This window comes from Xanthomonas sp. NCPPB 1132, assembly GCF_056629235.1.
Genome location: NZ_CM152819.1, coordinates 4491566 through 4517078, shown reverse-complemented (window position 1 = coordinate 4517078; position 25513 = coordinate 4491566). Strand labels below are relative to the sequence as shown.

At 69.0% G+C, this 25513-nt stretch carries 21 protein-coding genes; 15 read left to right on the top strand and 6 right to left on the bottom strand.

Going from position 1 to position 25513, the window contains the following annotated elements; translation table 11 throughout:
* Positions 1-212 precede the first annotated feature (212 nt).
* The gene (rpsU, locus tag AC1G9L_RS19365; RefSeq protein WP_003465342.1) at positions 213-428 is read right to left on the bottom strand and encodes a 30S ribosomal protein S21; all 216 of its coding nucleotides are present in this window, start codon (positions 426-428) and stop codon (positions 213-215) included.
* 122 nt (positions 429-550) lie between these two features.
* Here rpsU and tsaD point away from each other — a divergent pair, with 122 nt between their 5' ends.
* The 7 genes from tsaD (at position 551) to AC1G9L_RS19330 (ending at position 9581) form a co-directional block, all read left to right on the top strand.
* Entirely contained in the window at positions 551-1633 is a 1083-nt protein-coding gene (gene tsaD, locus AC1G9L_RS19360; protein ID WP_481069747.1) for a tRNA (adenosine(37)-N6)-threonylcarbamoyltransferase complex transferase subunit TsaD, read from the top strand.
* Positions 1634-1700: 67 nt separating this feature from the next.
* Complete coding sequence (gene folB / locus AC1G9L_RS19355; protein ID WP_010341629.1) at positions 1701-2054, top strand: dihydroneopterin aldolase; 354 nt, start codon at positions 1701-1703, stop codon at positions 2052-2054.
* Positions 2051-3367: a mechanosensitive ion channel family protein gene (locus AC1G9L_RS19350; RefSeq protein ID WP_481069746.1), complete on the top strand. Its 1317-nt coding sequence runs from the start codon at positions 2051-2053 to the stop codon at positions 3365-3367. Before folB ends, AC1G9L_RS19350 begins: the two co-directional genes overlap by 4 nt.
* Positions 3368-3446: 79 nt before the next feature.
* Complete coding sequence (locus AC1G9L_RS19345; protein WP_010341631.1) at positions 3447-4895, top strand: circularly permuted type 2 ATP-grasp protein; 1449 nt, start codon at positions 3447-3449, stop codon at positions 4893-4895.
* Positions 4895-5836, top strand: a complete 942-nt coding sequence (locus AC1G9L_RS19340) for an alpha-E domain-containing protein (protein WP_010341632.1) — start codon at positions 4895-4897, stop codon at positions 5834-5836. Before AC1G9L_RS19345 ends, AC1G9L_RS19340 begins: the two co-directional genes overlap by 1 nt.
* A gap of 253 nt (positions 5837-6089) precedes the next feature.
* A complete protein-coding gene (locus AC1G9L_RS19335) occupies positions 6090-8267 on the top strand; it encodes a glycoside hydrolase family 3 N-terminal domain-containing protein (protein WP_481069745.1) in 2178 nt (725 codons plus the stop codon).
* A gap of 168 nt (positions 8268-8435) precedes the next feature.
* Positions 8436-9581: a PQQ-dependent sugar dehydrogenase gene (locus AC1G9L_RS19330; protein ID WP_481069744.1), complete on the top strand. Its 1146-nt coding sequence runs from the start codon at positions 8436-8438 to the stop codon at positions 9579-9581.
* A gap of 221 nt (positions 9582-9802) precedes the next feature.
* Here AC1G9L_RS19330 and AC1G9L_RS19325 read toward each other — a convergent pair whose 3' ends face one another.
* The gene (locus AC1G9L_RS19325; protein WP_010341635.1) at positions 9803-10111 is read right to left on the bottom strand and encodes a hypothetical protein; all 309 of its coding nucleotides are present in this window, start codon (positions 10109-10111) and stop codon (positions 9803-9805) included.
* A gap of 169 nt (positions 10112-10280) precedes the next feature.
* On the opposite strand from AC1G9L_RS19325, the gene AC1G9L_RS19320 reads away from it, so the two are divergent.
* Positions 10281-10784, top strand: coding sequence for a CcdC protein domain-containing protein (locus AC1G9L_RS19320; protein WP_019801084.1), 504 nt, complete (start codon positions 10281-10283; stop codon positions 10782-10784).
* Positions 10785-10888: 104 nt separating this feature from the next.
* On the opposite strand, the gene AC1G9L_RS19315 is transcribed toward AC1G9L_RS19320, so the two are convergent.
* The 3 genes from AC1G9L_RS19315 to AC1G9L_RS19305 all read right to left on the bottom strand — a co-directional run bounded on the left by AC1G9L_RS19315 (position 10889) and on the right by AC1G9L_RS19305 (position 13479).
* Complete coding sequence (locus tag AC1G9L_RS19315; RefSeq protein WP_481069743.1) at positions 10889-11386, bottom strand: hypothetical protein; 498 nt, start codon at positions 11384-11386, stop codon at positions 10889-10891.
* Positions 11387-11473: 87 nt separating this feature from the next.
* On the bottom strand, positions 11474-12769 hold the full coding sequence (locus AC1G9L_RS19310; protein ID WP_481069742.1) for an APC family permease: 1296 nt from the start codon (positions 12767-12769) through the stop codon (positions 11474-11476).
* Entirely contained in the window at positions 12766-13479 is a 714-nt protein-coding gene (locus tag AC1G9L_RS19305; RefSeq protein WP_481071194.1) for a L,D-transpeptidase family protein, read from the bottom strand. Before AC1G9L_RS19305 ends, AC1G9L_RS19310 begins: the two co-directional genes overlap by 4 nt.
* A 935-nt stretch (positions 13480-14414) precedes the next feature.
* On the opposite strand from AC1G9L_RS19305, the gene AC1G9L_RS19300 reads away from it, so the two are divergent.
* The gene (locus AC1G9L_RS19300) at positions 14415-14579 is read left to right on the top strand and encodes a hypothetical protein (protein ID WP_481069741.1); all 165 of its coding nucleotides are present in this window, start codon (positions 14415-14417) and stop codon (positions 14577-14579) included.
* A 51-nt stretch (positions 14580-14630) separates the two neighbouring features.
* On the opposite strand, the gene AC1G9L_RS19295 is transcribed toward AC1G9L_RS19300, so the two are convergent.
* Positions 14631-15608, bottom strand: coding sequence for a LacI family DNA-binding transcriptional regulator (locus tag AC1G9L_RS19295; RefSeq protein ID WP_481071193.1), 978 nt, complete (start codon positions 15606-15608; stop codon positions 14631-14633).
* A gap of 400 nt (positions 15609-16008) precedes the next feature.
* Between AC1G9L_RS19295 and AC1G9L_RS19290 the strand changes: the two genes are divergently transcribed.
* The 6 genes from AC1G9L_RS19290 to xylA all read left to right on the top strand — a co-directional run bounded on the left by AC1G9L_RS19290 (position 16009) and on the right by xylA (position 25499).
* Positions 16009-19146: a TonB-dependent receptor gene (locus AC1G9L_RS19290; RefSeq protein WP_019799515.1), complete on the top strand. Its 3138-nt coding sequence runs from the start codon at positions 16009-16011 to the stop codon at positions 19144-19146.
* A 93-nt stretch (positions 19147-19239) separates the two neighbouring features.
* Entirely contained in the window at positions 19240-19998 is a 759-nt protein-coding gene (locus AC1G9L_RS19285) for a SapC family protein (RefSeq protein WP_481069740.1), read from the top strand.
* Positions 19999-20000: 2 nt separating this feature from the next.
* Positions 20001-21020, top strand: coding sequence for a cupin-like domain-containing protein (locus AC1G9L_RS19280; protein WP_019799513.1), 1020 nt, complete (start codon positions 20001-20003; stop codon positions 21018-21020).
* A gap of 13 nt (positions 21021-21033) precedes the next feature.
* On the top strand, positions 21034-22563 hold the full coding sequence (locus tag AC1G9L_RS19275; RefSeq protein ID WP_019799512.1) for a tryptophan 7-halogenase: 1530 nt from the start codon (positions 21034-21036) through the stop codon (positions 22561-22563).
* Between the two features lie 54 nt (positions 22564-22617).
* Positions 22618-24120 carry a xylulokinase gene (gene xylB / locus AC1G9L_RS19270; protein ID WP_019799511.1) on the top strand — a complete coding sequence of 501 codons (1503 nt, stop codon included), beginning with the start codon at positions 22618-22620 and terminating at the stop codon, positions 24118-24120.
* Positions 24121-24164: 44 nt separating this feature from the next.
* The gene (xylA, locus tag AC1G9L_RS19265; protein WP_481069739.1) at positions 24165-25499 is read left to right on the top strand and encodes a xylose isomerase; all 1335 of its coding nucleotides are present in this window, start codon (positions 24165-24167) and stop codon (positions 25497-25499) included.
* Positions 25500-25513: the final 14 nt, after the last annotated feature.

Below are 25513 nucleotides of genomic sequence, written 5' to 3'. Positions count from 1 at the left end.
ATTCTAGGCAAGCGCGCCGGCGCAGGCCGTGTGGCCGAGGCGGCGCGCGGGCGCCGAGGGACAGGGGCGGGGCCGATGCCTGGCGCGGGGCGAATCGCCTGGCCAAAGCGGCAGATGCACAAAAAGCCGGCGACGCTTGCGCGTGCCGGCTTCGTGGGCTTACCGTAGCGGATGCCGAAACCGGCACATCCCGCTACCGCAGGCCGCGATCCTCAGTACAGACGCTGGCGCTTGGTGACGTCGCGCGAGGTGCGACGCAGCTGGCGCTTCACCGCGGCAGCGGCCTTGCGCTTGCGTTCCTGGGTCGGCTTTTCGTAGAACTCGCGCTTGCGGGTTTCGGCCAGCACGCCGGCCTTTTCGCAGGTGCGCTTGAAGCGACGGAGCGCAAACTCGAAGGGCTCGTTCTCGCGGACTTTAACGCTGGGCATGGAATCTCCGGGACACAATGGTGACCGGGTCAGGCCCGGCGAGCCGCACATTATAGCGACAGATTTCGCGGCTGCAAGCACCCCGTTTGGCCTGCCGCCGATTCGGCCGCACAATGCACCCCATGAACGTTCTCGGCATCGAATCCAGTTGCGACGAAACCGGCGTCGCCGTCTACGACACCACCCGCTCCGGGGCGGCCGCGCTGCGTGCGCATGCGCTCTACAGCCAGATCGCCCTGCACGCCGAGTACGGCGGGGTGGTGCCGGAGTTGGCCAGCCGCGACCATGTGCGCAAGCTGCTGCCGCTGATCCGCCAGACCCTGGCCGAGGCCGGCCTGCGGGTGCGGGACCTGGACGGGGTGGCCTACACCGCCGGCCCGGGCCTGGTCGGCGCGCTGCTGGTCGGTGCCGGCGTGGCCCGCGCCCTGGCCTGGGCGCTGGAGGTGCCGGCGATCGGCGTGCACCACATGGAAGGCCACCTGCTGGCGCCGCTGATGGAGGATCCGGACCCGGTGCATGGCGCGCCGGCGCCGCCGTTCGTGGCGCTGCTGGTCTCCGGCGGCCACACCCAGCTGATCGCGGTGGAGGCCATCGGCCGTTACCGCCTGCTCGGCGAGACCCTGGACGACGCCGCCGGCGAGGCCTTCGACAAGACCGCCAAGCTGATGGGGCTGCCGTATCCAGGTGGCCCGCAACTGGCGGCGCTGGCCACGCAGGGCGCCTCGGGCCGGTTCCGCTTCGCCCGGCCGATGACCGACCGGCCCGGCCTGGACTTCAGTTTTTCCGGGCTCAAGACCCAGGTGCTGCTGGCCTGGCGCGACAGCGACCAGTCCGAGACGGTGCGCGCCGACATCGCCCGCGGTTTCGAGGATGCAGTGGTGGACACGCTGGCGATCAAGTGCGAACGCGCGCTGGAGGCGGCCGGCAGCGACACCATCGTGGTTGCCGGCGGCGTCGGCGCCAACCTGCGCCTGCGCGCCAAGCTGCAGGCGATGGCGCAGGCCCGCGGCGGCCGCGCCTGCTTCCCGCGCCCGGCCCTGTGCACCGACAACGGCGCGATGATCGCCTTCGCCGGCGCCCTGCGCCTGCAGGCCGGGTTGCACGACACCGCATCCGCGGTGCAGGTGACGCCGCGCTGGGACATGGCGGAGTTGCCGCCGCTGGCGGCAACTCGGGAATCGGGAATGGAGAATCGGGAATCGTGAGCGGCTCACGTCCGGTTTTTGCCTCTGCTCTTACCATTCCCTACTCCCTATTCCCCATTCCCTGCCCATGGATAAGGTTTTCATCGAAGGTCTGGAAATCGACGCGCTGATCGGCATCTACGATTGGGAGCGGCGGATCCGGCAGACGCTGCGCTTCGATCTGGAAATGGGCTTCGACAACCGCAAGCCCGCGGCCAGCGACGACATCGCCGATACGCTCAACTACAAGGCGGTGAGCAAGCGCCTGGTGGAGCTGGTCGAGCAGTCCGGCTACGGGCTGGTCGAAACGCTGGCCGAGCGCTGCGCTGCGATGGTGCTGGAGGAGTTCGACGTGCGCTGGTTGCGGCTGAAGCTGAGCAAGCCGGGTGCGGTGCGCGGGGCGCAGGCGGTGGGGGTCATCATCGAGCGTAGCCGCGCATGAGGTTGCAGGCGTTGTCGCCGTTCGCCAGCGCCTCGGCGCCGCTGCCCGGCAGGGTGTTCTTCGCCGACCTGCAGCACACCCTGGCGCCGTATCCCTGGGCCTACGACGCGATGGTGATCGTGGCGCTGCTGCTGGCGGCGTGGCTGGCCAACTGGGTGACCAAGCGGATCCTGTTGCGCGGGCTGCGGCGGGTGCTGCGCGCCACCGTGCTCAGCGACAAGGAAGTGAAGCTGAGCGTGATCCCGCGCCTGGCCAACGTGATCCCGGCACTGGTGCTGTCGCTGGGCATCGGCGCGGTGCCGCACCTGCCGGCGGCGATGGTCAGCGTGGTGCGCAACGTCTGCGCCGCCTTCATCGTGCTGACCGTGGCGCTGGCCCTGTCGCGCGTGCTGGACCTGCTCAACCACGTCTACGAACGGCGCCCGGACGCGCACAACAAGCCCATCAAGGGCTACATGCAGTTGCTCAAGATCGTGCTGGGCGTGGTCGCGGCGGTGCTGATGGTGTCGGTGCTGGTGGACAAGTCGCCGGTGATCCTGCTGTCGGGCGTGGGCGCGATGATGGCGGTGCTGATCCTGGTGTTCCAGGACACCCTGCTGTCGCTGGTGGCCAGCGTCACCATCAGTTCCAACGACATGGTCCGCGTCGGCGACTGGATCGAGATGCCGCAGCAGAACGCCGACGGCGACGTGATCGACATCGCGCTGCATACGGTCAAGGTCCAGAACTGGGACAAGACCATCACCACCATCCCGACCAAGAAGCTGATCAGCGATTCGTTCAAGAACTGGCGCGGGATGAGCGAGGCCGGCGGGCGCCGGATCAAGCGCGCGCTGTACCTGGACCAGCACAGCGTGCGCTTCCTCGACGATGCCGAGATCGAGCAGATGCGGCAGTTGACCGTGCTGCGCGAGTACATCGACCGCAAGCGCGACGAGATCGGCGCGTGGAACGGGGCGCTGGCCGAGCGTGGGGTGGCGCCGATCAACGGCCGCCGGATCACCAACCTCGGCACCTTCCGCGCCTACGTCGAACATTACCTGCGCGCCAGCCCGCACGTGCGCCAGGACATGACCCTGCTGGTGCGGCAACTGGAGCCGGGCGCCAACGGCCTGCCGCTGGAGCTGTACTGCTTCGCCAACGACACCCGCTGGGCGATGTACGAGCAGATCCAGGCGGACCTGTTCGACCACCTGCTGGCGATCCTGCCCAATTTCGACCTGCGCGTGTTCCAGGCGTCCAGCGACGCGATGTTCATGGACAGCGCGCGCATCCGCCGCGCCCCGGACGCGGTCCCGCCGCCGGCGGCTTGACGGCCGTCACGACTGCGGGCATGTTGCGGGACAACATGCCGGCGCCTTTCGCCGCCGGCCCACAGCAACAAGGGGCGCGATGGACTGGAGCAAGTACCGCACGGCCACCTTCGACGAGCTGATCCAGTCCGACGGGCAGCCACGTCCGGCCGCGCGCCGGGTCATCGAGTACCTGTCCAGCCTCAGCGGACGCGAATTGTCCGAACGCCAGCTCGCCGCCGATGTCGCCGCGCGGGTCATGGGCATCACCTTCACCGTCTACTCCGACGGCCGCAACGTCGACCGTACGCTGCCGTTCGACCTGATCCCACGGGTGATCCCGCTGCACGAATGGCAGCGTACCGAGGCGGGGCTGAAGCAGCGCATGCGCGCGCTCAACCTGTTCATCGGCGACATCTACGGCGCCCAGCGCATCGTCAAGGACAAGGTGTTCCCGGCGATGCTGCTGGAGCACTCGGTCAACTTCCGCCCGCAATGCGTGGGCATCACCCCGGCACTGGGGGTGTGGGCGCACGTGTGCGGCTCGGACCTGGTGCGCGATGCCGACGGCACCCTGTACGCGCTGGAGGACAACCTGCGCATCCCCAGCGGCGTGTCGTACATGCTCGAGAACCGCATGGTCGCCAAGCGGGTGTTCCCGGAGCTGTTCGAGACCAGCGCGATCCTGCCGGTGGACGATTACCCGGCGCAGCTCTACGACACGTTGGCGGCGCTGTCGCCGCGCCCGGGCGACCAGCCGGTGATCGCGTTGCTGACCCCGGGCATCTTCAACAGCGCCTACTTCGAGCACGCCTATCTGGCGCAGGCGATGGGCATCGAGCTGGTCGAGGGCGACGACCTGTTCGTGGCCGACGACGACTGCACCTACATGCGCACGGTGTACGGGCCGCGCCGGGTCGACGTGATCTACCGCCGGGTCGACGATCTGTTCCTGGATCCGGAGGCGTTCCGCGCCGATTCGGTGCTGGGCGTGGCCGGGCTGATCCGCAGCTGGCGCGCCGGCAAGGTGGCGCTGGCCAACGCGCCGGGCGCCGGCGTGGCCGACGACAAGGTGGTGTTCGCCTACGTGCCGAAGATGATCCGCTACTACCTGGACGAGGAGCCGATCCTGCCCAACGTGCCCAGCTACCTGTGCCACGACGACAAGGACCGCCAGTACGTGCTCGAGCACCTGGACGAGCTGGTGGTGAAGCCGGCCAACGAGTCCGGCGGCTACGGCATGCTGATCGGCCCGCGCTCGACCACGCGCCAGCGCGAGCAGTTCCGCAAGCTGATCCTGGCCGACCCGCGCAACTACATGGCGCAGCCGACCCTGGGCCTGTCCACCGCGCCGATCGTGACCGAGGCCGGGCCGGCGCCGCGGCACCTGGACCTGCGCCCGTTCATCCTCTCCCGCGAGGACGTCTACGTCACCACCGGCGGGCTGACCCGGGTGGCGATGGAGGAGGGCTCGCTGGTGGTCAATTCCTCGCAGGGCGGCGGTGCCAAGGACACCTGGGTGGTGGACCTGGACGAGGAGCTGGACTGATGCTCTCGCGCGTCGCCGACAACCTCTACTGGTTCAGCCGCTACGTGCGCCGCGCCGAGACCACCGCGCGGCTGGTGGGCGTGGGCAGCCTGCTGCAGCTGGACCTGCCGCGCTCGGTGCGCTTCGCCTGGCGGCCGATGATCGACACGGTCGGCGCCGGCGAGATCTTCGCGCTGTGGTTCCCCAATGCCGGCGACGACGTCGGCGATGCCGACGTGGTGCGCTTCCTGCTGCTGGACGAGCGCAATCCGTCCTCGCTGCGCAGCTCGGTGCGCTACGCGCGCGAGCTGCTGCGCAGCATCCGCGACACCCTGCCGCAGGAGATCTGGGAAGCGGTCAACGACCTGCACCTGCACATCGACGCCAACGGCGAGCGCAGCGTCGGCCGCCGCTACCGCATGGAGTTCCTGTCCCACGTCACCGATGCCTGCCTGAAGGTGTCCGGGCTGCTGACCGCCAACGTCAGCCGCGACATCGGCTTCCAGTTCCTGCGCCTGGGCACGGCGATCGAGCAGGCCGACATGACCACGCGCATCATCGATGCCGGCGCCTCGGGCCTGATCACTCCGCGCCAGGCCGACGACCGCGAGGCCTACCAGGCCATGCAGTGGATGAGCGTGCTGCGCGCGCAGGCCGCCTACCAGATGTACCGCCGCCACGTGCGGCAGCGCGTCACCGGCGAGCAGGCGCTGCGCTTCCTGCTGCAGAACAACGACTTCCCGCGCAGCGTGCAGTTCTGCCTGGTCCGCGCCCAGCACATCCTGCCGACCATGCCGCCGCGGCCGCCGGTGGAGCGCGCGCTGATGCGCATCAGCGGGCTGGTGCGCAATGCCGACCCGGCCTACCTGGCCGCGCACAACCCGGCCGGGTTCATGGACGAGATCCAGACCCACCTCGGCCACCTGCACAACGCCATCGCCGAGGCCTACTTCAGCTCCTGAGCCGCCGCGGGCGCCGCCGTGCCTGTGGCCGGCGGCCGCGATGCGGCCCTTGTGAGGCGGGGCATCTCGGCCGTGCCATCCCGTCGCTCTCCCTATGCGGCATCCGTCCGCAGGCGTATGGTGCGCGGCGGCCGGGCCGGACCCGGTCGGTAGACAGTTTTCTGAATAGGCGATTCCGGCGCCGGAACTTGCCCCATCGACTGGCCGCAGAGCTAGAATTGGCGGCTATGTAAACGTTTTCTCAAAGGACCCCATGGCTTCGGATCGTATCGAATCGCTCATCGCCCGCATGACCGTCGAGGAGAAGGTCGGCCAGCTCGGCGTCTTCGCCGACATGGTGCGCCCGTTCGCCCCCGACGTGAATCCGGAAGCCAACGTCCGCAATGCCGACGAGGTGCTGCAGCAGGTGCGCGCCGGCCGGGTCGGCTCGCTGTTCAACGGCGTCGGCGCGGAGCTGGGGCGGCGCATCCAGCAGGTGGCACTGGAGGAGAGCCGGCTGGGGATCCCGGTGATCCTGGCCGCGGACGTGATCCACGGCATGCGCACGGTGTTCCCGATCCCGCTGGGCGAGGCTGCCAGCTTCGAGCCGGAGTTGGCCGCGCGCACCGCACGCGCCACCGCGGTCGAGGCCACCGCCGCCGGCATCCACTGGACCTACGCGCCGGCGGTGGACATCGCCCGCGACCAGCGCTGGGGCCGCGGTGCCGAAGGCGCCGGCGAGGACGTGGTGCTGGGCTGCGCCTTCGCCGCTGCACGCGTGCGCGGCTTCCACGGGCCGGATCTGCGCGCCGACGACGCACTGCTGGCCACGCCCAAGCACTTCGCCGCCTATGGCGCGGTCGCCGCCGGCATGGAGTACGCCAGCGTCGACATCGCCCCGCAGACCCTGCGCGACGTGCACCTGCCGCCGTTCCAGGCCGCCTTCGGCGCCGGCGCGCTGAGCGTGATGACCTCCTTCAACGACATCAACGGCGTGCCGGCCAGCGCCAACCACGAACTGCTGACCGAGATCCTGCGCGGCGAGTGGAAATTCCCCGGCGTGGTGATCTCCGACTACACCGCCGACATGGAGCTGATCGCGCACGGCTATGCCGCCGACGAGCGCGACGCGACCAAGAAGGCGTTCCTGGCCGGCATGGACATGAGCATGCAGAGCGGCTTCTACGCCGCGCACCTGCCGTCGCTGGTGGAGGACGGCGAGGTGCCGATGGCGCTGCTGGATGCGTCGGTGCGCCGCGTGCTGGAACTGAAGGAAGCGATCGGCCTGCTCGACGATCCGTACCGTTCGCTGGACCCGGCGCGCGAGGCCGACCCGTCGCACATCGCCGCGCACGATGCGCTGGCGCGCGACGCGGCGCGGCGTTCGATCGTGCTGCTGAAGAACGATGGCCCGGTGCTGCCGCTGCGCAAGCAGGGCCAGAAGATCGCGCTGATCGGCCCGTTCGTGCAGGACCGCGACAACATCGAAGGCTGCTGGACCCTGTTCGGCGACAAGAGCCGCTACGTGACCCTGGAAGCCGGCGTACGCGCCGCGCTGGACGACGCGCAGGCGCTGACCGTGGTGCCCGGCTGCGCGCTGGAAGCGCCGCTGGACGGCGGCATCGAGGCGGCGGTGGCCGCCGCGCGCGCCGCCGACGTGGTGGTGCTGGCGCTGGGCGAGCCGCAGCGCTACAGCGGCGAGGCGCAGTCGCGCACGCAGATCGTGCTGCCGCCGGCGCAGCAGGCGCTGGCCGAGGCGGTCGCCGCCACCGGCACGCCGCTGGTGGTGCTGCTGCGCAACGGCCGCGCGCTGGCGCTGCAGGGCGCGGTGCGCGACGCCGCGGCGATCGCGGTGACCTGGTACCTGGGCACGCAGACCGGCCCGGCGGTGGCCGACGTGCTGTTCGGCGACTACAACCCGTCCGCGCGCCTGCCGGTGAGCTTCCCGCTCGATGCCGGGCAGCAGCCGTACTTCTACAATCACCCGCGCACCGGCCGGCCGGAACTGCCGACGATGAGCGAGTTCAAGTCGCGCTGGCGCGAGGTGCCGAACGCGCCGCTGTATCCGTTCGGCCATGGCCTCAGCTATACCCAGTTCGCCTACGGCACGCCGCAGCTCGACCGCACCCAGGTGGGCTGGGACGACACCCTGACCGTGACCACGCGCATCGACAATGTCGGCGAACGCGAGGGCGAGGAAGTGGTGCAGCTGTACATCCACGACCGCGTCGCCAGCCGGGTGCGCCCGGTGCGCGAACTGAAGGCGTTCCGCAAGGTGCGGCTGGCGGCGGGGGAGGGCATGGAGGTCCGCTTCACCCTCGACCGCCACGCGCTGGCCTTCACCGGCCGCGATGGGCAGTGCGTGGCCGAGCCGGGCCTGTTCGACCTGTGGGTGTGCGCGTCCTCGGCCAGTGGCGAGCCGGTTGCGTTCGAGTTGTTGCCGCAGGGTTGATGACGGGCGTGGCGGCGTGGTCGCCGCGCCGACGTTGTTGAATACGCGACGTGTCTACCGGACCCGCTGCGGTGACGTGACCGTGGCCACGCCCTGGCCGCGGCATGCTTGCCGTGTACGCGGGGTCTGCTAGGTTCGGGATTCGACCCCAACCGATAGGTGCACGTCATGCAACGGACTCCCCTGGGTTTGGCTTGCGCGCTGGCCATGGGCCTGGCGATCGCTGCGGCACAGGCCGCACCCGCCGACACGGCGGCCGAGCGGCGCGGCGACTGGCCGTTCTCGGCGACCCCGGTCGCCACCTTCAACGAACCGTGGGCGATGAGCTTCCTGCCCGATGGCACCGCGCTGGTCAGCGAGAAGGGTGGCACGTTGAAGCGCATCGATCCGGTCAGCGGCCACACCGGTGCGGTCACCGGCATCCCGACGGTGGCCTACGGTGGCCAGGGCGGTCTCGGCGACGTGCTGCCGCATCCGGGCTTCGCCAAGAACGGCTGGGTCTACCTGAGCTACGCCGAACCCGGCGGCGGCGACACCCGTGGCGCGGCGGTGATGCGCGCCAAACTGACGCTCGACAACAACGGCGGCGGCAGCCTGTCGCAGCAGCAGGTGATCTGGCGGCAGCAGCCCAAGGTGTCCGGCAACGGCCACTTCGGCCACCGCCTGGCATTCGGCCCGGACGGCAAGCTGTGGATCAGTTCCAGCGAGCGGCAGAAGTTCGATCCGGCGCAGGACATGAGCGGCAACCTGGGCAAGATCGTGCGTCTCAACGACGACGGCAGCGTGCCGGCCGACAACCCGTTCGCCAACCGAGGCGGGGTCGCCGCGCAGGTCTGGTCGCTGGGTCACCGCAACGTGCTCGGCCTGGCCTTCGACGCCAACGGCCGCCTGTGGGAACACGAAATGGGCCCGGCCGGCGGCGACGAACTGAACCTGATCCAGCGCGGCGCCAATTACGGCTACCCGATCGTGTCCAATGGCGACCATTACGATGGGCGCCCGATTCCCGATCACAGCACGCGCCCGGAATTCGCCGCGCCCAAGGTGAGTTGGACGCCGGTGATCTCGCCGGCCGGCTTCGTCATCTACAACGGCAGCCGCTTCCCGCAGTGGCGCGGCAACGGCTTCATCGGCGGCCTGTCCTCGCAGTCGCTGGTGCGGATCGAGTTCAACGGCGAGACCGCACGCGAGGCGGCGCGCTACGACATGGGCAAGCGCATTCGCGAGGTGGAGCAGGGTCCGGATGGTGCGCTGTGGCTGTTGGAGGATGGCGCCGGTGGGCGCTTGCTGAAGTTGCAGCCGCTGGAGAGCTGAAGAACGCGCTTGGCAGCGGTGATGGCGTCGCTGCCGGGCGCGCGGTGTGGGTCGCACGCTGGGCGATGCCGGGATTTCGTCGAAGTTGGCCTGCGTGGAAATGCCAGGAACTAAGGCCACGTTGCCCTCGTAGGAGCGGCTTCAGCCGCGACGGGTTTTACCGACAAAGCCCATCGCGGCTGAAGCCGCTCCTACACAACCCTGGAATGTGGCGCGTCGCCTCATTCGCCGTTGCCGGCACGCTCCCAGGCGCGGCGCACCGCGTGGCGGGCCTTGCTCCAGCTCAGCGTCTGCGAGCCCTTGTTGCTGTCCCAGTCGCGGTGCAGTTCCGCTTCCACCTGCTCGTAGGCGCGGTTGAAATCGCGGATGCGGGCCTCGTGGCCTGCGTGGTAGGCGGGTTCGTAGTCTTCGAAGCGCTCGCCTTCGCTGTAATAGGGTTCGTCGGCGAAACGGTCGCGCCAGTACTGCGAGACGCTATTGCGGTCCTCGTCGTTGGGCGCACGGCCGGGAATCTGATACGGAACGCTCATGATGGTTCTCCGTGGGCGATGAATGCGCTTCACGCTAGCCACGGCTGCGTTAAACCTGCCCCTGCGCGGCGTGATCGCGATATGAAACATTCATGCCTTCTGGCAGGCTGCGCCGGCGCTCAGGGTGGCTTACGATCCGCCGCTACGCCCCTCTCTTCCGGCAAACCCCATGGCCGCCAACGGCATCGCCTTGTTGACCCCGTACCTGGCCACGGCCGGTGTGGGCTGGCTGTATTACCGGCGCATCCGCCGTTATTTCGGCCGCCAGCCCTGGCAGCCACGGCGCACCGGCGTGCGGCTGGGGTTCCTGCTGCTGGTCGCGGTCCTGCTGACCTGGCTGGCCGTCCAGTTGCCGGCTGTGCGCCTGGGCATGGCGCTGGGCGCCGTGGGCGGCGCCGCGTTGGGCGCCTTCGCCCTGCACCACACGCGTATCGAACTGCAGGACGGCGCACGCTGGTACACCCCCAATCCCTGGATCGGCGCCGCGTTGAGCGTGCTGCTGCTCGGGCGCCTGGCCTGGCGCTGGGCCAGCGGGGCGTTCGCCGGCGGCAGTGCCGAGACCTTGCAGAACGCCAGTCCGCTGACCATGAGCATCGCCGCGGCGCTGATCGCCTACGGGTTGGTGTATGCCGCCGGCTTGCTGATCCGCATGCGGGCGCTGACGCCGGCCTGATCGCGGGGCCCTCGGTGGGCCTTGCAGTCTGTGCAGACCGTTGCGCGCAATCCCGCGCCCGGGCGAGATCGCAATGCAGGCTGTCGCGTTCGCCTGGCGCCGCGTCAGTGCGCGGCCGCCGCTGCCTCGTACGGCAAGGCCGTGGTGCCGGCCGCGCGCAGCGGTGCGTCGGCGGCGTCCAGTTGCTCCGGCTCGCCTTCGATCACCACCAGGATGCGCCCGGCCTCGATTTCCTCTTCGAAGTTGCGCCGCACCGGGTCCGGCACGGTGGAGCCGACCAGCGCCGAGGACCAACTGCCGACCAGGGCGCCAGCGATCGCCATGACCCCGGCGCCGGCCAGGGTGATGCCCAGCGGCGGCACCGCGATCGCCGCCAGCCCGGCCAGCAGGCCGGCCGCACCGCCGCCCAGGGCGCCACGCGCGGCGGCCGGCACGGTGTCGGTCTTGCCTTCCTTGCGGTCGTCGGGGATCGCTTCCAGCTCGATGTCGCCGCGCGCGACCAGGGACAGGTCGTCGTTGTCGAGACCGACGCTGCGTGCGGCCTGCAGCGCGCGGGTGGCGGTGGGCAGATCCGGAGCGCTGTAGACGCGGCGTCGTTTCATGGCGGGCGGCTCTCGCTGGTGGGCGTCCAGCGTCCGGGCGCCGCGGTTATCCGCGCGTGACCTGCGCGCAAGGCGGCGTGAAGGCGTTCACGCCGCGTCCTTGCGTGGGAACCGATAGAACAGCGCGCCCACCAGCAGCGCCACGCCCGCCGCCGCCAGGTTCTGCCAACTGGCGCTGAGCAGCAGCGCCAACGCCAGCAACAGCGCCGCCAGCGGAATCAGCGGCCCACCCGGCAGGCGCAGCGCGCCGGGCCGGTCGCGATAGCGCCGTGTCAGCACCAGCACCGCTGCGGCGGTGCCGATGTAGGCGAACAGGCGGGTGACCATCGACAGCAGCGCCAGTTGCACGAACGAGCCGGACAGCGCCAATACCAGCGACAGCACGCCTTGTAGCAGGATCGCCGCGGCCGGCGTGCGGAAGCGCGGATGCACCCGCGCCAGGAACGCCGGGCCGTAGCCGTCCTTGGCCAGCGCGAACAGGAAGCGCGGCCCCAGCATCACCGTGTTGCTGGTGGTGCCGAGGATGGAGATGGTGGCGCCGACGGTGAGGATCAGCGCCAGCGCCTCGCCGCCGAAGCCGCTGGCCGCGTCGGCCAACGGCGTCGCCGATTGCGCCACGTTGGGCAGCGTGCCCTGCGCCACCACCTGCACCGCGGCGTAGATCAGGGTGACGGTGACGATCATGGTGATCAGCGCGAACGGCACGTCGCGGCGCGGATTGCGGTACTCGCCGGCGGCGGCCGGGATGTTCTCGAAGCCGGCATAGGCGAACAGCAACAGCAACGCGGCCTCGCCGAGGTTGCCGACATCGCGCGGGTCCGGGGCCTTGCCCGAGAACGCCCACGACCAGTCCACGTAGAACACGCCGATCGCCACGAACAGCAACAACGGCACCAGCTTGCCGATCACCAGCGCCACGCCGGTGCGCGCGGCCGACTTCACCCCGATCACGTTGATCGCGGTGAGCAGGCCGAGCGAGCCGACCACGATGGCCAGGCGCGCGCCGCCCCCGGCCGCGGCCGGCCAGAAGCGCACCACCGCATCGGCCAGCCCGTTGCTCAGCGCCGCCGCCGAACTGATGCGGGTCAGCCAGATCATCCAGCCGATCTCGAAGCCGGCGAAGCGGCCGAACGCCTCGCGCGCGTACAGATAGCTGCCGCCCGGTTCGTCGAAGTAACTGGCGGCCTGCGCGTAGCACAGCACCAGCAGGGCCACGGCCACGCCGGCCAGCAACACCGCCCACAGGCTCAGCGGCCCGAGCAGGGCGGCGGTGGCGGCCGGCAGCAGGTAGATGCCGCTGCCGATCACATCGTTGATCGACAACCCGACGATCTGCCAGCGGCTGACCGCGCGCACCAGTCCGGGTGTGGGCGCCTGGCTCACGATGCCGGCTCCACGGCCGGCAGCGCCCAGTCGGCCTGCAGGCGCCGGTAGGCGTCGCGCGGCAGCAGCACGAACAGCGGCGCGGCGGACGGGCGCAGCCATGCCAGCAGCCGCTGCATGTCGGCCGGCTGCATCGCGGTGCAGCCGGCGGTGGGCGCGCCGGGCGCGCGCCACAGGTGGGCGAAGATGCAGCTGCCGGCGCCCGGCGTGGCCTGCGCGTTGTGCTGGATCACGAAGCCCTCGCGGTAGCGCTGGTCACCGGCGTGTTGCAGGTCGAGGCGCATGGGTTCGGTGGACCCGGCGACCGCCTCCTTGCCGACCTTGTCGGCATCGACGATCTGGTTGTACAGCGGCGATCCGGGCACATCGATGCAGTAGTTGCTCTGCTGCATCGCCTGGTAGGGCATGGCGCTGTCGATGCGCGGCGCGTAGCCGAAGGCTTCGCCGATGGTGAACACGCCGGCCGGGCTGCGGCCGTCGCCTTCGCGTTTCTGCGGTCCATCCGTCTGCGCCGGATGCAGGCCCAGGCCCCAGGCGCTGCCGTGACTGCCGAGACTCACGTCGAAGGCCTTGCCCTGCGCGCGCCAGCCTTGTGCATCACGCTCGAACGCCTGCAACGTGCCCTGCGGGCTGTCCCAGTCCGGCGCCAGCACCAGGATCAGCTGCTGCGCGCGCTGCACGGCCGGCACGGCGGTGTCGGCGGCGGCCATGCCGGGCGCGGTGATCAGGGCGCATAGCAGGGCCACGCCGATGCGCCAGGCGCGATTGCGGCTGGTGTGCAGTGGCGCGGCAGGGGATCGATGGAGCAGGGGCATGGGGATCTCCGGGGCGGCATGGGCGCGAGGGCGCCTTGGGTGCAAGGTAGCGCAGTTGCGAGGCGGATGGCGCGCGCTGGTGCGGCGATCTTGTCGACGACTTGGTCGATGCGGTGGATGGAGAGGAACTAGGTGTGGGCAACGCGTCGCCGGCGGCCTGATTTTTCGATTGCCTGTTTCCGCACCGAGCAAGATGCTCGTTGCCGTTGCCGTTGCCGTTGCCGTTGCCGTTGCCGTTGCCGTTGCCGTTGCCGTTGCCTGTGCTGTTGCTGTTGCTCCGGCTTTTGACTTGCCGGGTTCCCTTCCGAAGCGGCGGCCAGCCCGGGGAAAAACCCCGAAGGGGCGGCGCACATGGATGTGCGCCGTTCGCGGCAGGGGCAGGATGCCCCTGCCGCGAATCCCCGGGCTGGACGCGGACCCGGAGCGCGTTAGCGCGGAGGGCGCGAGGCAGGGTGTGCTTTCTTTTGGTTACTTTTCTTTGCACAAGCAAAGAAAAGTAACTCGCCGCAAGGCGAAAGCTTTGCTCCTGAAGATGCTGCCGCAATGGCTGAACTGTAGGAGCGGCTTCAGCCGCGACAGCGAGAGTCCATTGTGCCTGTCGCGGCCGAAGCCGCTCCTACAGATCTTCTCGCCTGACATGCAAGCTTGAAGCAACAGCAAAGGCTTTCGCCCTTGCGGGCGAGTTACTTTTCTTTGCTCGCGCAAAGAAAAGGTAACCAAAAGAAAGCGCGCCCTGCCTACGCGCCCTCCGCGCTGCGCGCTCCGGGTCCGCGAACCAGACGGGATCCGCGGAAGGGGCATCCTGCCCCTGCCGCGGACGGCGTACATCCATGTACGCCGCCCTTCGGGTTTTTCCCGCCTGGTTCGCCGCTTCGGAAGGGAACCCGGTAAGTCAAAAGCAGCAGCAACAGCCAAAGCCAAAGCCAAAGCAAGCGAAAGCCACGGCAAAGGCAACGGCAAATGTGCTCGACGAATGTGCATTGTTGCGCGCCTGAGACATAGGCGCCGTATCTGCGCCTGCCTCACGGTCCGCCTATGGCATGAGGTTAGCGAGCCAGCGAAGGCCGCAACACCGAATCGCGCGCAACCAATCGGTGCGGCACCACATGATCGACATACGCGCGCCCAGAACCAGCCGCCTGCCGGATCTCCCGCAACAACAGATCGATGGCCGCGTCGGTCATGTCCGCCACCGGCTGATGGATAGTGGTCAGCTCCGGCCACACCATCGTCGACGCCGACGTGTCGTCGAATCCCACCACCGACAGATCCTCCGGCACCTTCAGGCGCCGACGATGCGCCACCGACACCACCGCCGAGGCCATGTCGTCGTTGCTCGCGAAAATCGCAGTGGGGCGCGGCTGCAGCGCCAACAGCCGCTCGGCGGCCTCCAGCCCGGCACGATAGGTGAAGTCGCCCGGCTGCACGAGCGCGGCGTCGTAGCCGATGCCCGCATCCGCCAGCGCATCGCGGTAGCCCTGCCAGCGGTGCGCACTGGCGGTCTGGTTCGGGTCGCCGGCGATGTAGCCGATGCGGGTATGACCGTGCGCGATCAGGTGCGACACCATGTCGTGGCTCGCACGGCGATCGTCGATGTGCACGCAGGACATCCTGTCGCGGAACCGGCTCGACGCGATGGAGACCACGGGAATGCCGGCCTCGACAAACACGGCGACGATGGCCTTCGATTCGCACAAGGGCGCAGGAAGCAGCACACCCGCCACGCTGCTGCAGAGCGTATGTGCGGCTGCGCGACGCGCGCGCGGACCCAGTCCGTCCCAGGTGGCGATGACCAACTGTGCGGCCACGCGCGTGGACCCGCGCAGCGCGCCGACCAGCAGTTCGCGCAGATAGCTGGAGCTGGGATTGGTGTAGATCAACGCGATGCAGGTGTGCTGCGCGGCGGCAAGCGCGCTGGCGGCCGGGTTGGGCCGGTAGTCCAGCGCACGCACGCTGCGCATCACCCGTTCGCGCGTGCTCTCGCGCACGCCGGCGTGACCGTGGGTGACGCGCGAGACGGTCATCGGCGAGACGCCGGCATGCGCGGCGACGTCGTCGATGGTGACCGCGTTCCCTCGGCGACGCGCCGTTTTGGGGGTGTTGTTCAAGAAATGCCGTCCTTTGTTGCGACGCATGATGACAAGCGATATCGCCGGTGCGTAGTCTGCGCCGTGACGTGATGGTAGCGCTATCAGTTAGCGACAGCCGGGCCTAGGGGGGCCTTGCCACACGTGGTCTGGCAATCCTGAAACGGAGTTTGAGTCGCAGCGAACGCTCAGCGCGCTGCGATGTTCGGCGTGGAAAACGGGCATCGCCCGTGCGTGCCTCTTGGGGGAGGGGCGATACATCCATCGATCGCATGTCAGAGGGGAGAGTCATGAGCGCTTCTATGTTTCGTCGTACGCCAGACCTGAGGGCTCGTCCATGAGCCGCGCACTGGCGAAGTTCAAATCCAGGGCCATGTTCACGTTCGTCGGCGGCGTGCTGGTCATCAATCCCGCCTTCGCACAGGACGCCGCAACGCCGGCGCCGGCGCCGGCCGCGCAGCAGCAGGCGCAGAGCAGCCCGACGCAACTGGATACCGTCCAGGTCACCGGCCTGCGCAACAGCCTCAGCCAGGCGATGGACATCAAGCGCGACGCCGCGGGCGTGGTGGATGCCATCAGCGCCGAGGACATCGGCAAGTTCCCCGATACCAACCTGGCCGAATCCCTGCAGCGCATCACCGGCATCTCCATCGAGCGGCGCGATGGCGAAGGCGCGCAGGTCACCGCGCGCGGCTTCGGCCCGCAGTTCAACATGGTGACGCTCAACGGGCGGCAGATGCCGGGCGCCGATGCGTTCGGCGCCGCCGGGCAGGTCGCCATCGGCGGCGTCGACGGCGGTACCCGCGCCTTCAACTTCGCCCAGCTCGCCGCCGAAGCGATCAACGGCATCGAGGTCTACAAGACCAGCCAGGCCAACATGCCCAGCGGGGGCATCGGCGCCACCATCAACATCCTGACCGCGCGCCCGTTCGACCACCAGGGCATCGTCGCCAGCGCCGGCGCCAAGGCGGTCTCCGACCGCAGCCAGCCGTTCGACGATGACATCACCCCGGAACTGTCGGGCATCTTCAGCTACACCAATCCGGACAAGACCTTCGGCGTCGGCGTGAGCGCGAGCTACCAGAAGCGCAAGGGCGGCTCGGTGCAGGCCACCGAGAACTACTGGAACGTGCAGCCGTGGACCGGCTCGATGCCCGGCAACCCGACCGTGGTGAATGCGCCGCAGATCGGCGCGCTGTACGCGCGCCCGAACGACCTGCGCTATGCGTTCTCCGAGTTCGAACGCGAGCGCGTCAACGGCCAGGCGGTGCTGCAGTTCGCGCCCACCGACAGCCTGACCCTGACCCTGGACTACACCTACTCGACCAACGAGATCACCGAGAATCGTGGCGAGCAGGGCATGTGGCTGCAGAACAGCAACTACACCGACGTGACCTTCGACACCAGCGGTGCGGTGGCCGTGCCGACCTACATCCGCGAGATCGCCGGCACCAAGGATTTCGGCCTCGAGCAGCAGCGCAGCATGCAGAAGTACAAGCTGGGCTCGCTCGGCCTGAATGCGGTGTGGAACGTGACCGACCGGCTCAAGCTGAGCTTCGATGCGCACGACTCGAAGAACGAAAGCCGCCCCAACGATCCGTTGACCGGCGGCGGCTCGCTGTTCATGAGTATTGCCGGCACCAACAACTGCACCACCGGCCCCCACTGCGGCGGATCCTGGGTGCAGGAGCTGAACTTCAACAACGGCCTGCCGATCGGCACCCAGGTCTGGTATCCGAGCGACGCCGCTGCCGCGGCCAACGTCAACGGTGTGGTCAACCCGGGCTTCGTGCCGGGCGAGATCGGCACGCAGGTACTGCGGGTCAATTCGCAGAGCCAGATCAGCCAGATCAAGCAGGCGCGCGTGGACGGCGAGTGGAGTTTCGACCAGGGCCGCTTCCAGTTCGGCGTGGACACCAACAAGTCGACCACGCACCGCATCCAGGCGGCCGAGGCGTATTCCACCCTGGGCGACTGGGGCGTGGCCAACGTCGACCGGGATACCGCCGGCGGCCTGATGAACCTGATGCAGCCGGTCAACATCATCGGCCTGTTCCATGACTACAGCGGCACCAGCTGGCCGGCATGGCGCGGCGATGCCGGCCGCCTCGCGGAGTGGGCGGCCAGCCAGTACGGCGTCGGCCTGGGCGTGAGCCCGCAGCGCGCCGCCGACAACTTCGTGGAGGAGAAGACCCGCTCGGCGTATTTCCAGGTGGAACTGGATGGCGAGCTGGCCGGTCGGCGCACCAATACCCGGCTCGGCGTGCGCTACGAGACCACCGACGTGGTGTCGACCTCGATCATCGCCACGCCCGAGGCGATCGAGTGGCAGTCCAACAACGACTTCCGCGTGGTGCTGTCCAACGAGCAGCAACCGTTCAGCGAAAAGACCACGTACAGCTACATCCTGCCCAACCTGGATTTCAGCATCGACCTCACCGACACGCTGAAGGGCCGCGTCTCGTTCGGCAAGAGCATCGCGCGTGCGCCGATCGGCAATCTGTATGCCGGCCCCGGGGCGCAGCAGCCGTTCGGCTCGGTGCTGATCGATCCGTCCTCGCGCGCCAGCGGTACCGCGCAGAACCCGTCGCTGAAGCCGCTGGAATCCGACAACCTCGACCTGGCGCTGGAGTGGTACTTCGCCGACGCGAGCTATCTGTCGGTGACGTACTGGAACAAGTCGGTCAACAACTTCATCGGCAACACCGTGGTGCAGGAGAACCTGTATGGCCTGCGCGATCCGACCTCCGGTCCGGACGCGAGGACGGCGCTGGCGTTCCTCACCAGCGGCGCCTGTCTTGCACAGGTCGGCCCGGCTAATGCGGCGGCCTGCTCGGCCAACGATACCTCGCTGTTCACCGCGCTGGCCCTGCTGCGCAACAACCCGGCCGGCCTGGCCGCCTACAACGGCACCGGTGCGCAGGTGCTGGCGACCGAAGCGGCCTACGATATCTACGGCGAGGCCGACGACCCGCTGTACGAGTTCAACGTCAACCGCCCGATCAACCAGAACCAGGCCAAGCTGCACGGCTGGGAGCTCGGCGGGCAGTACTTCCTCGGCGATACCGGGTTCGGCATCCTCGCCAACTACACCATCGTCAAGGGCGACGTCGGCTACGACAACGGTGGCGACCCGGGCATCGACCAGTTCGCGCTCACCGGCCTGAGCGACACCGCCAACGCGGTGCTGATGTACGAGAAGTACGGCTGGTCGGTGCGCCTGGCCTGGAACTGGCGCGACCAGTACCTGATCCTGGCCAACCAGGGCACCAGCCGCAACCCGTACTATGTGGAACCCTACGAACAGTGGGATCTCAGCGTGAACTATACGTTGAACGACAACTGGTCGTTCGGCCTGGAAGCGATCAACCTGACCGGCGAGGACGTGCGCTGGCGCTCGCGTACCTCGCAGATGATCGTGAAGCTGGCCGACCAGAGTCCGCGTTACATGCTGGGCGTTCGCTACAGGTTCTGAGGAAGGCGGGGAGTTTCTCTTCGCGTGCCCACCGACGCCGCTGCGCTCGCGGCGGCGTCCGGTGCAAGGCGTCAACCCGGAGTGCGCAACACGATGCCGCGTTACGAAATGCTCAACAACATCGCCCACCGCGACCTGCGCGTGGCCACCGACTTCGGCCCCGAGTTCGGCGACGCGGTGGGCATGCTGCCGGCCTACCCGAGCGAGTTCGCCGAGTTGCAGCGGGAGTATCCGATCTTCCTGCGCAAGGACCCGGCGGACGGCGCCTGGCAGTCGGTGGCGCTGCTGGGGTTCGAGCAGCACGAGAACCTGTTCCTGCAGGATCGGCGCTGGACGGCCTCGTATCTCCCCGGGGCGGCGGCCAAGGGGCCGTTCCTGATCGGGTTCCAGGAGCAGCGCATCGATGGCGTGCTCACCCAGGAAGCGGTGCTGCACGTGGACATGGAGCATCCGCGGGTGACGGCGATGCAGGGCGAGCCGGTGTTCCTGCCGCAGGGCGGCAACACGGCCTATCTCGACCATATCGCCACGGTGCTGCGTGGCATCCACGAGGGCAACGCCTTCGGTGCGGACATGTTCGCCGCGCTGGATGCGCACGGGTTGATCCAGCCGGTGGCGCTCGACGTGCAACTCGATGCGCAGCATCGGGTCGGCGTCAACGGCCTGCACGCGATCGACCGCGAGCGCCTGGCCCAGTTGGACGGTGCCGTGTTGGCCGCACTCAACCGCGCCGGCTATCTGGAAGGCGCGTTCCTGATGCTGGCGTCGCTGCACAACATGCGGCGGCTGATCGCCGAAAAGCAGCGACGCCTGCGCCTGCACGATGCCGCTGGCGCGGCAGGCAGGAACTGAGCATGCCGGACGGCGGCGCCATGCGGACGCTGGAGGGCGTGCAGCCCACCGCGTTACCAGTGCAGGACCTGGTGGCGGCCGGGGAGCCGGTGGTGCTGCGCGGCATCGCGCGCGACTGGGGGCTGGTGCAGGCCGGGCTGCGCTCCATGCAGGACGCAATGGCCTACCTGCGCGGGTTCGATGCGGGCGTGCCGGTGCCGTATTCGTTCGGCGAACCCGGGATCGAAGGACGCCCGTTCTACAACGCCGAGTTCACCGCGTTGAATTTCGAGGTCCGCCGCGGACCGCTCACGCAGGTGCTGGAGGCGATCGCCGCGACCTTCGAGGATCCGCGGCCGCCCACCTACTACGTCGCGTCGCTGCCGATCGCGCGGGCGCTGCCCGGATTCGCGCAGGCCAACGATGCCGGCCTGGCCGGGCAGGGCATCGATGCACTGGCGAGCATCTGGATCGGCAACCGCGTGACCGCCTCCTGCCATTTCGACACGCCGGACAACCTGGCCTGCTGTGCGGTGGGCCGGCGCCGCGTCACCCTGTTTCCGCCGGAGCAGATCGACAACCTGTATCCGGGGCCGCTGGACCCCACGCCGGGCGGCCAGGTGGTCAGTGTGGTGGATTTCGATCGCCCCGACTTCGCGCGTTATCCGCGCTTCCGCGATGCCCTCGCCAGCGCGCGGCACGCCGAGCTGGAGCCGGGCGATGCGCTCTTCATCCCCAGCATGTGGTGGCATCACGTGCGCAGCCTGGCGCCGTTCAACGTGCTGGTGAACTACTGGTGGCGCAGTGCGCCGGCCTTCCTGCCCTCGCCGCTGACGGCGCTGCAGCATGCGATGTGGGCGCTGCGCGATCTGCCGGCGCGCGAGAAGCAGGCCTGGGCCAAGCTGTTCGAGTACTACGTGTTCGGCCCCGGCGAGCGCGCAGGGCAGCACCTGCCCGAAGCCGCCCGGGGCGAGCTGGCGCCGTTCGACGAGGCACGGGCGCGCCGGGTGCGCGCGCAGTTGCTGGCGCGGCTCAACCGCTGATGGGGATCTTGTCGTGAACCTGGCCAACACCACGGACGGACGCATCCGCAAGGTCGTCATCGCCGGCGGCGGCACCGCAGGCTGGCTGGCCGGCTGCGCGCTGGCCCACCAGTTCCGCGATCGCCTGGACATCACCCTGGTGGAGTCCGAGCAGATCGGCACCGTGGGCGTCGGCGAATCGACCGTGCCGCCGATCCGCACCTTCCACCGCTTTCTGCAGATCGACGAGCAGGAGTTCCTGCGCGCCGTGGCCGGCACGTTCAAGCTGTCGATCTCGTTCGAACATTGGCGTCGCCCCGGCGATCGCTTCATCCATCCGTTCGGCACGATCGGGCAGGGCACCTGGGCTACGCCGTTCCATCATTTCTGGCTGGACAGCCTGCGCCGCGGCATGCCGTCGGACCTGGGCGATTTCTGCCTGGAAAGCGTCGCCTCGCGTGCGGACCGGTTCTCGCTGGAGACCCAGCCGCAGGTCAACTACGCCTATCACTTCGACGCCGCGCTCTACGCGAAGTTCCTGCGCAAGAAGGCCGAAGGCTACGGCCTGCGCCGGGTGGAAGGGCAGATCCGCGAGGTGCGGCAGCATGCGCACGACGCCTCCGTCGCGGCGCTGCTGCTGGAAGACGGGCAGCTCATCGAAGGCGACCTGTTCATCGACTGCACCGGCTTCCGCGGCCTGCTGACCGAGCAGACCCTGCACACCGGCTACGAAGACTGGCGCGAGTGGTTGCCCAGCGATCGCGCCGTGGCGGTGCAGACCGAGGCGGTCGCGCCGCCGGTGCCGTATACCCGTGCCATCGCGCATGAGGCCGGGTGGCGCTGGCATATCGCGCTCCAGCACCGGGTCGGTTGCGGGTTGGTGTTCTCCAGTCGGCACATGTCCGACGACGAGGCGCACGCCAAGCTGCTGCGCGACGTCGACGGCCCGCCGCTGCGCGACCCGTGGCTGGTGCCGTTCCGCAGCGGGCGCAGGCTGCAGGCATGGAACAGGAACGTGGTGGCGCTGGGTCTGGCCAGCGGCTTCATCGAGCCGCTGGAATCGACCAGCATCCACCTGACCATCAGTGCGGTGGTGCGCCTGATCCAGCTGTTTCCACACGAGGGCATCAGCCCGGCGCTGGTGGAGCTGTACAACACGGTCAGCCGCCAGGAGATGGAGCACGTGCGCGATTTCATCATCCTGCACTACCACGCCACCCAGCGCGACGAGCCGATGTGGAAAGCCTGCCGCGAGATGGCGCTGCCGGAGTCGCTGGCGATCCGGCTGCGCGCCTGGCGCGAACGGGCGCACGCCTGGCAGGACCCGGGCGAGTTGTTCCGCGTGGATTCCTGGACCAGCGTGTTGCTGGGCCAGGGGATCCAGCCCGGGCCGCCGCATCCGCTGGCCGCGGCCATTGGCGATGCGGATCTGCGCACGCTGCTGACGCGGATCCGGCAGCCGCTGCAGCAGGCCAGCGCGGCGATGCCGTCGCAGGCGGAGTTCATCGAGCGCTACTGCAAGGCGACCCCGGACGTCTGGCAGCGGAGCGCGTCCCTGGCGTAACGGCACACACGCTGCCGTCCAAAAATGATAGCGCTAACGAGAAGGCGGTACGACGTGGAAGAACGGGAACTGGTAGCCGGAATCGATGCGGGAACGCAGAGCCTGAAGGTCGTGGTCTACGATCCGGTCGGGCGCAGCGTCGTGGCCAGCAGCAGTGCGCCGCTGGAGCTGCATTCCGCCGCCGATGGCAGCCGTGAACAACATCCGGCCGACTGGGTCGCGGCCCTGCAGGCCTGCTTCCACGCCATCGATCCTGCGCTGCGCTCGCGCCTCGGCGCGCTGGCGGTCTCGGGCCAGCAGCATGGGTTCGTGCCGGTCGATGCGGCAGGCGAGGTGCTGGCACCGGCCAAGCTGTGGTGCGACACCAGCACCTCGGCCGAGTGCGTGCAGATCATGGACGCGCTCGGCGGCGCGGCGCGCACCATCGCGCTGGCGGGCAACCCGATCCTGGCCGGCTACACCGCGTCCAAGCTGCCGTGGACCAAGACCCATCGGCCCGACGCCTACGCGCGGCTCGCCACGATCCTGCTGCCGCACGATTACCTCAACTTCGTGCTGACCGGCCAGCGCTTCTGCGAATACGGCGACGCCTCGGGCACGGGCTGGCTGGACGTGCGCACGCGCACCTGGTCGACCGAGTTGCTGCGTGCCACCGATCCGCAGCGCGATCTGGCGGAGTGCCTGCCGCGCCTGGCCGCACCCGATGCCCTGTTCGACATCGACCCGGCCGCGGCCAACTTGCTCGGCGTGCCGGCGACGCTGAAGGTCGCCGTCGGCGGCGGCGACAACATGATGGCGGCCATCGGCACCGGCTGCGTCGTCCCCGGCCGCCTGGCGATGAGCCTGGGCACCTCCGGCACCCTGTTCGCCTACTCCGACACGCCGGTGGTCGACCCGGACGGCGCGTGGGCCGCGTTCTGCTCCTCCACCGGCGGCTGGTTGCCGCTGATCTGCACGATGAACTGCACCGTGGCGACCGAGCAGGTCGCCGCCGCGTTCGGCTTCAGCAGCCGCGACGGCGATGCGCACCTGCACGCCACCGCGCCCGGCGCCGACGGGCTGGTGATGCTGCCCTTCCTCAACGGTGAGCGCACGCCCGACCTGCCGCTGGGCAAGGGCGTGCTGGCGGGCCTGGACACGCACAACATGACCCCGTCCCACGTCTATCGCGCGGCGATGGAAGGGGCGACCTACAGCCTGAAGTACGGCTTCGACGCCTTCGTGCGTGCCGGCATGCACTTCGAGCGCATCGTGCTGACCGGCGGCGGCAGCAACAGCGGCGCGTGGCGGCAACTGGTGGCCGATGTGTTCGGCCTGCCGGTGGATGTGCCCACGCAGCCGGAAGGCGCGGCGTTCGGCGCCGCCTTGCAGGCGCTGTGGGCCGTGGGCCTGGCACGCGGCGATGCCGCCTCCATCGCCGACATCGCGCAACAGCATGTGGCGGTCGATCCGCAGCTATCTGCCCGTCCGGATTCGGCGCGCACCCAGGCCTATGCCGCGGCCTATGCGCGCTTCCTGCGCCACCTCGATGCGTTCATGCCGCTGTTCCGCGGCTGATCTTCCGTTTCGCACTCCCTCCCACCACGACAGGAACCCGCACCATGCATACCCAGCCCTTCATCGGCGCCAAGGAATACTTCCCCGGCATCGGCCGCATCCCCTTCGAGGGCCGCGGCTCGGACAACCCGCTGGCCTTCAAGGTCTATGACCCCAACAAGGTCATCGGCGGCAAGACCATGCAGGACCATCTGCGCTTTGCGGTGTGCTACTGGCACACCTTCTGCAATGCCGGGCAGGATCCGTTCGGCCCGGGCACGCGCCAGTTCCCGTGGGAGGTCGGCGCGCCGATGGCGACCGCCGAGGCGAAAGTGGATGCGGCCTTCGAGTTCTTCACCAAGCTCGGCGTGCCGTACTGGTGTTTCCACGACATCGACCTGGCGCCGGACGCCGACGATGCCGGCCAGTACGAGAAGAACCTCAGGCACATGGTCGGCCTGGCCAAGGCGCGCCAGGACGCGACCGGCATGAAGCTGCTCTGGGGCACGGCGAATCTGTTCTCGCATCCGCGCTACATGAACGGTGCCGCGACCAATCCCGATTTCGCCGTGGTGGCGCGCGCCGCGGTGCAGGTCAAGGCGGCGCTGGAGGCGACGGTGGAACTGGGCGGCGAGCACTACGTGTTCTGGGGCGGCCGCGAAGGCTATGCCTCGCTGGTCAACACGCAGATGAAGCGCGAACTCGAGCACTTCGCGCGCTTCCTCAGCATGGCGCGCGACTACGGCCGCAGCATCGGCCTGAAAGGCAACTTCCTGATCGAGCCCAAGCCGATGGAGCCGATGAAGCACCAGTACGACTTCGACAGCGCGACGGTGGCGGGCTTCCTCAAGCAGCATGGCCTGGACAAGGACTTCAAGCTCAACATCGAGGCCAACCACGCCACGCTGTCCGGCCACACCTTCGAACACGACCTGCAGGTCGCTTCCGACCACGGCCTGCTGGGCAGCATCGACGCCAACCGCGGCAACGCGCAGAACGGCTGGGATACCGACCAGTTCCCCACCGACCTGTACGACACCGTCGGCGCCATGCTGGTGGTACTGCGCCAGGGCGGCCTGGAAGGCGGCCTGAACTTCGACGCCAAGGTGCGCCGCGAGTCCACCGAACTGGAGGATCTGTTCATTGCCCACATCGGCGGCATGGATGCCTTCGCCCGCGGGCTGGAAGTGGCCCACGCGCTGCTCACCGACTCGCCCTGGGAACAGTGGCGCCAGGAGCGCTATGCCAGCTTCGACAGCGGCGCCGGCCAGGACTTCGCGCGCGGCGCGCTCGGCCTCGCCGAGCTGGCCGCAGTGGGGGCGAAGGGCGGCGAGCCGCGGCAGATCAGCGGCCGCCAGGAGCGCTACGAGAACCTGATCAACCAGTACCTGCTGCGCTGAGCGCGGCGGCAAGG

Excerpts from the sequence above, each read along its gene's own strand:
- AC1G9L_RS19325 (WP_010341635.1), bottom strand. The coding sequence starts at position 10,111 with ATGAGCGTTCCGTATCAGATTCCCGGCCGTGCGCCCAACGACGAGGAC.
- AC1G9L_RS19280 (WP_019799513.1), top strand. The coding sequence starts at position 20,001 with ATGCCGGACGGCGGCGCCATGCGGACGCTGGAGGGCGTGCAGCCCACC.
- AC1G9L_RS19300 (WP_481069741.1), top strand. The coding sequence starts at position 14,415 with ATGTACGCCGCCCTTCGGGTTTTTCCCGCCTGGTTCGCCGCTTCGGAA.
- AC1G9L_RS19330 (WP_481069744.1), top strand. The coding sequence starts at position 8,436 with ATGCAACGGACTCCCCTGGGTTTGGCTTGCGCGCTGGCCATGGGCCTG.
- AC1G9L_RS19340 (WP_010341632.1), top strand. The coding sequence starts at position 4,895 with ATGCTCTCGCGCGTCGCCGACAACCTCTACTGGTTCAGCCGCTACGTG.
- AC1G9L_RS19335 (WP_481069745.1), top strand. The coding sequence starts at position 6,090 with ATGGCTTCGGATCGTATCGAATCGCTCATCGCCCGCATGACCGTCGAG.
- AC1G9L_RS19305 (WP_481071194.1), bottom strand. The coding sequence starts at position 13,479 with ATGGCCGCCGCCGACACCGCCGTGCCGGCCGTGCAGCGCGCGCAGCAG.
- AC1G9L_RS19350 (WP_481069746.1), top strand. The coding sequence starts at position 2,051 with ATGAGGTTGCAGGCGTTGTCGCCGTTCGCCAGCGCCTCGGCGCCGCTG.
- AC1G9L_RS19295 (WP_481071193.1), bottom strand. The coding sequence starts at position 15,608 with ATGACCGTCTCGCGCGTCACCCACGGTCACGCCGGCGTGCGCGAGAGC.
- folB (WP_010341629.1), top strand. The coding sequence starts at position 1,701 with ATGGATAAGGTTTTCATCGAAGGTCTGGAAATCGACGCGCTGATCGGC.
- AC1G9L_RS19320 (WP_019801084.1), top strand. The coding sequence starts at position 10,281 with ATGGCCGCCAACGGCATCGCCTTGTTGACCCCGTACCTGGCCACGGCC.
- AC1G9L_RS19345 (WP_010341631.1), top strand. The coding sequence starts at position 3,447 with ATGGACTGGAGCAAGTACCGCACGGCCACCTTCGACGAGCTGATCCAG.
- AC1G9L_RS19315 (WP_481069743.1), bottom strand. The coding sequence starts at position 11,386 with ATGAAACGACGCCGCGTCTACAGCGCTCCGGATCTGCCCACCGCCACC.
- AC1G9L_RS19285 (WP_481069740.1), top strand. The coding sequence starts at position 19,240 with ATGCCGCGTTACGAAATGCTCAACAACATCGCCCACCGCGACCTGCGC.
- tsaD (WP_481069747.1), top strand. The coding sequence starts at position 551 with ATGAACGTTCTCGGCATCGAATCCAGTTGCGACGAAACCGGCGTCGCC.
- xylA (WP_481069739.1), top strand. The coding sequence starts at position 24,165 with ATGCATACCCAGCCCTTCATCGGCGCCAAGGAATACTTCCCCGGCATC.
- rpsU (WP_003465342.1), bottom strand. The coding sequence starts at position 428 with ATGCCCAGCGTTAAAGTCCGCGAGAACGAGCCCTTCGAGTTTGCGCTC.
- AC1G9L_RS19290 (WP_019799515.1), top strand. The coding sequence starts at position 16,009 with ATGAGCCGCGCACTGGCGAAGTTCAAATCCAGGGCCATGTTCACGTTC.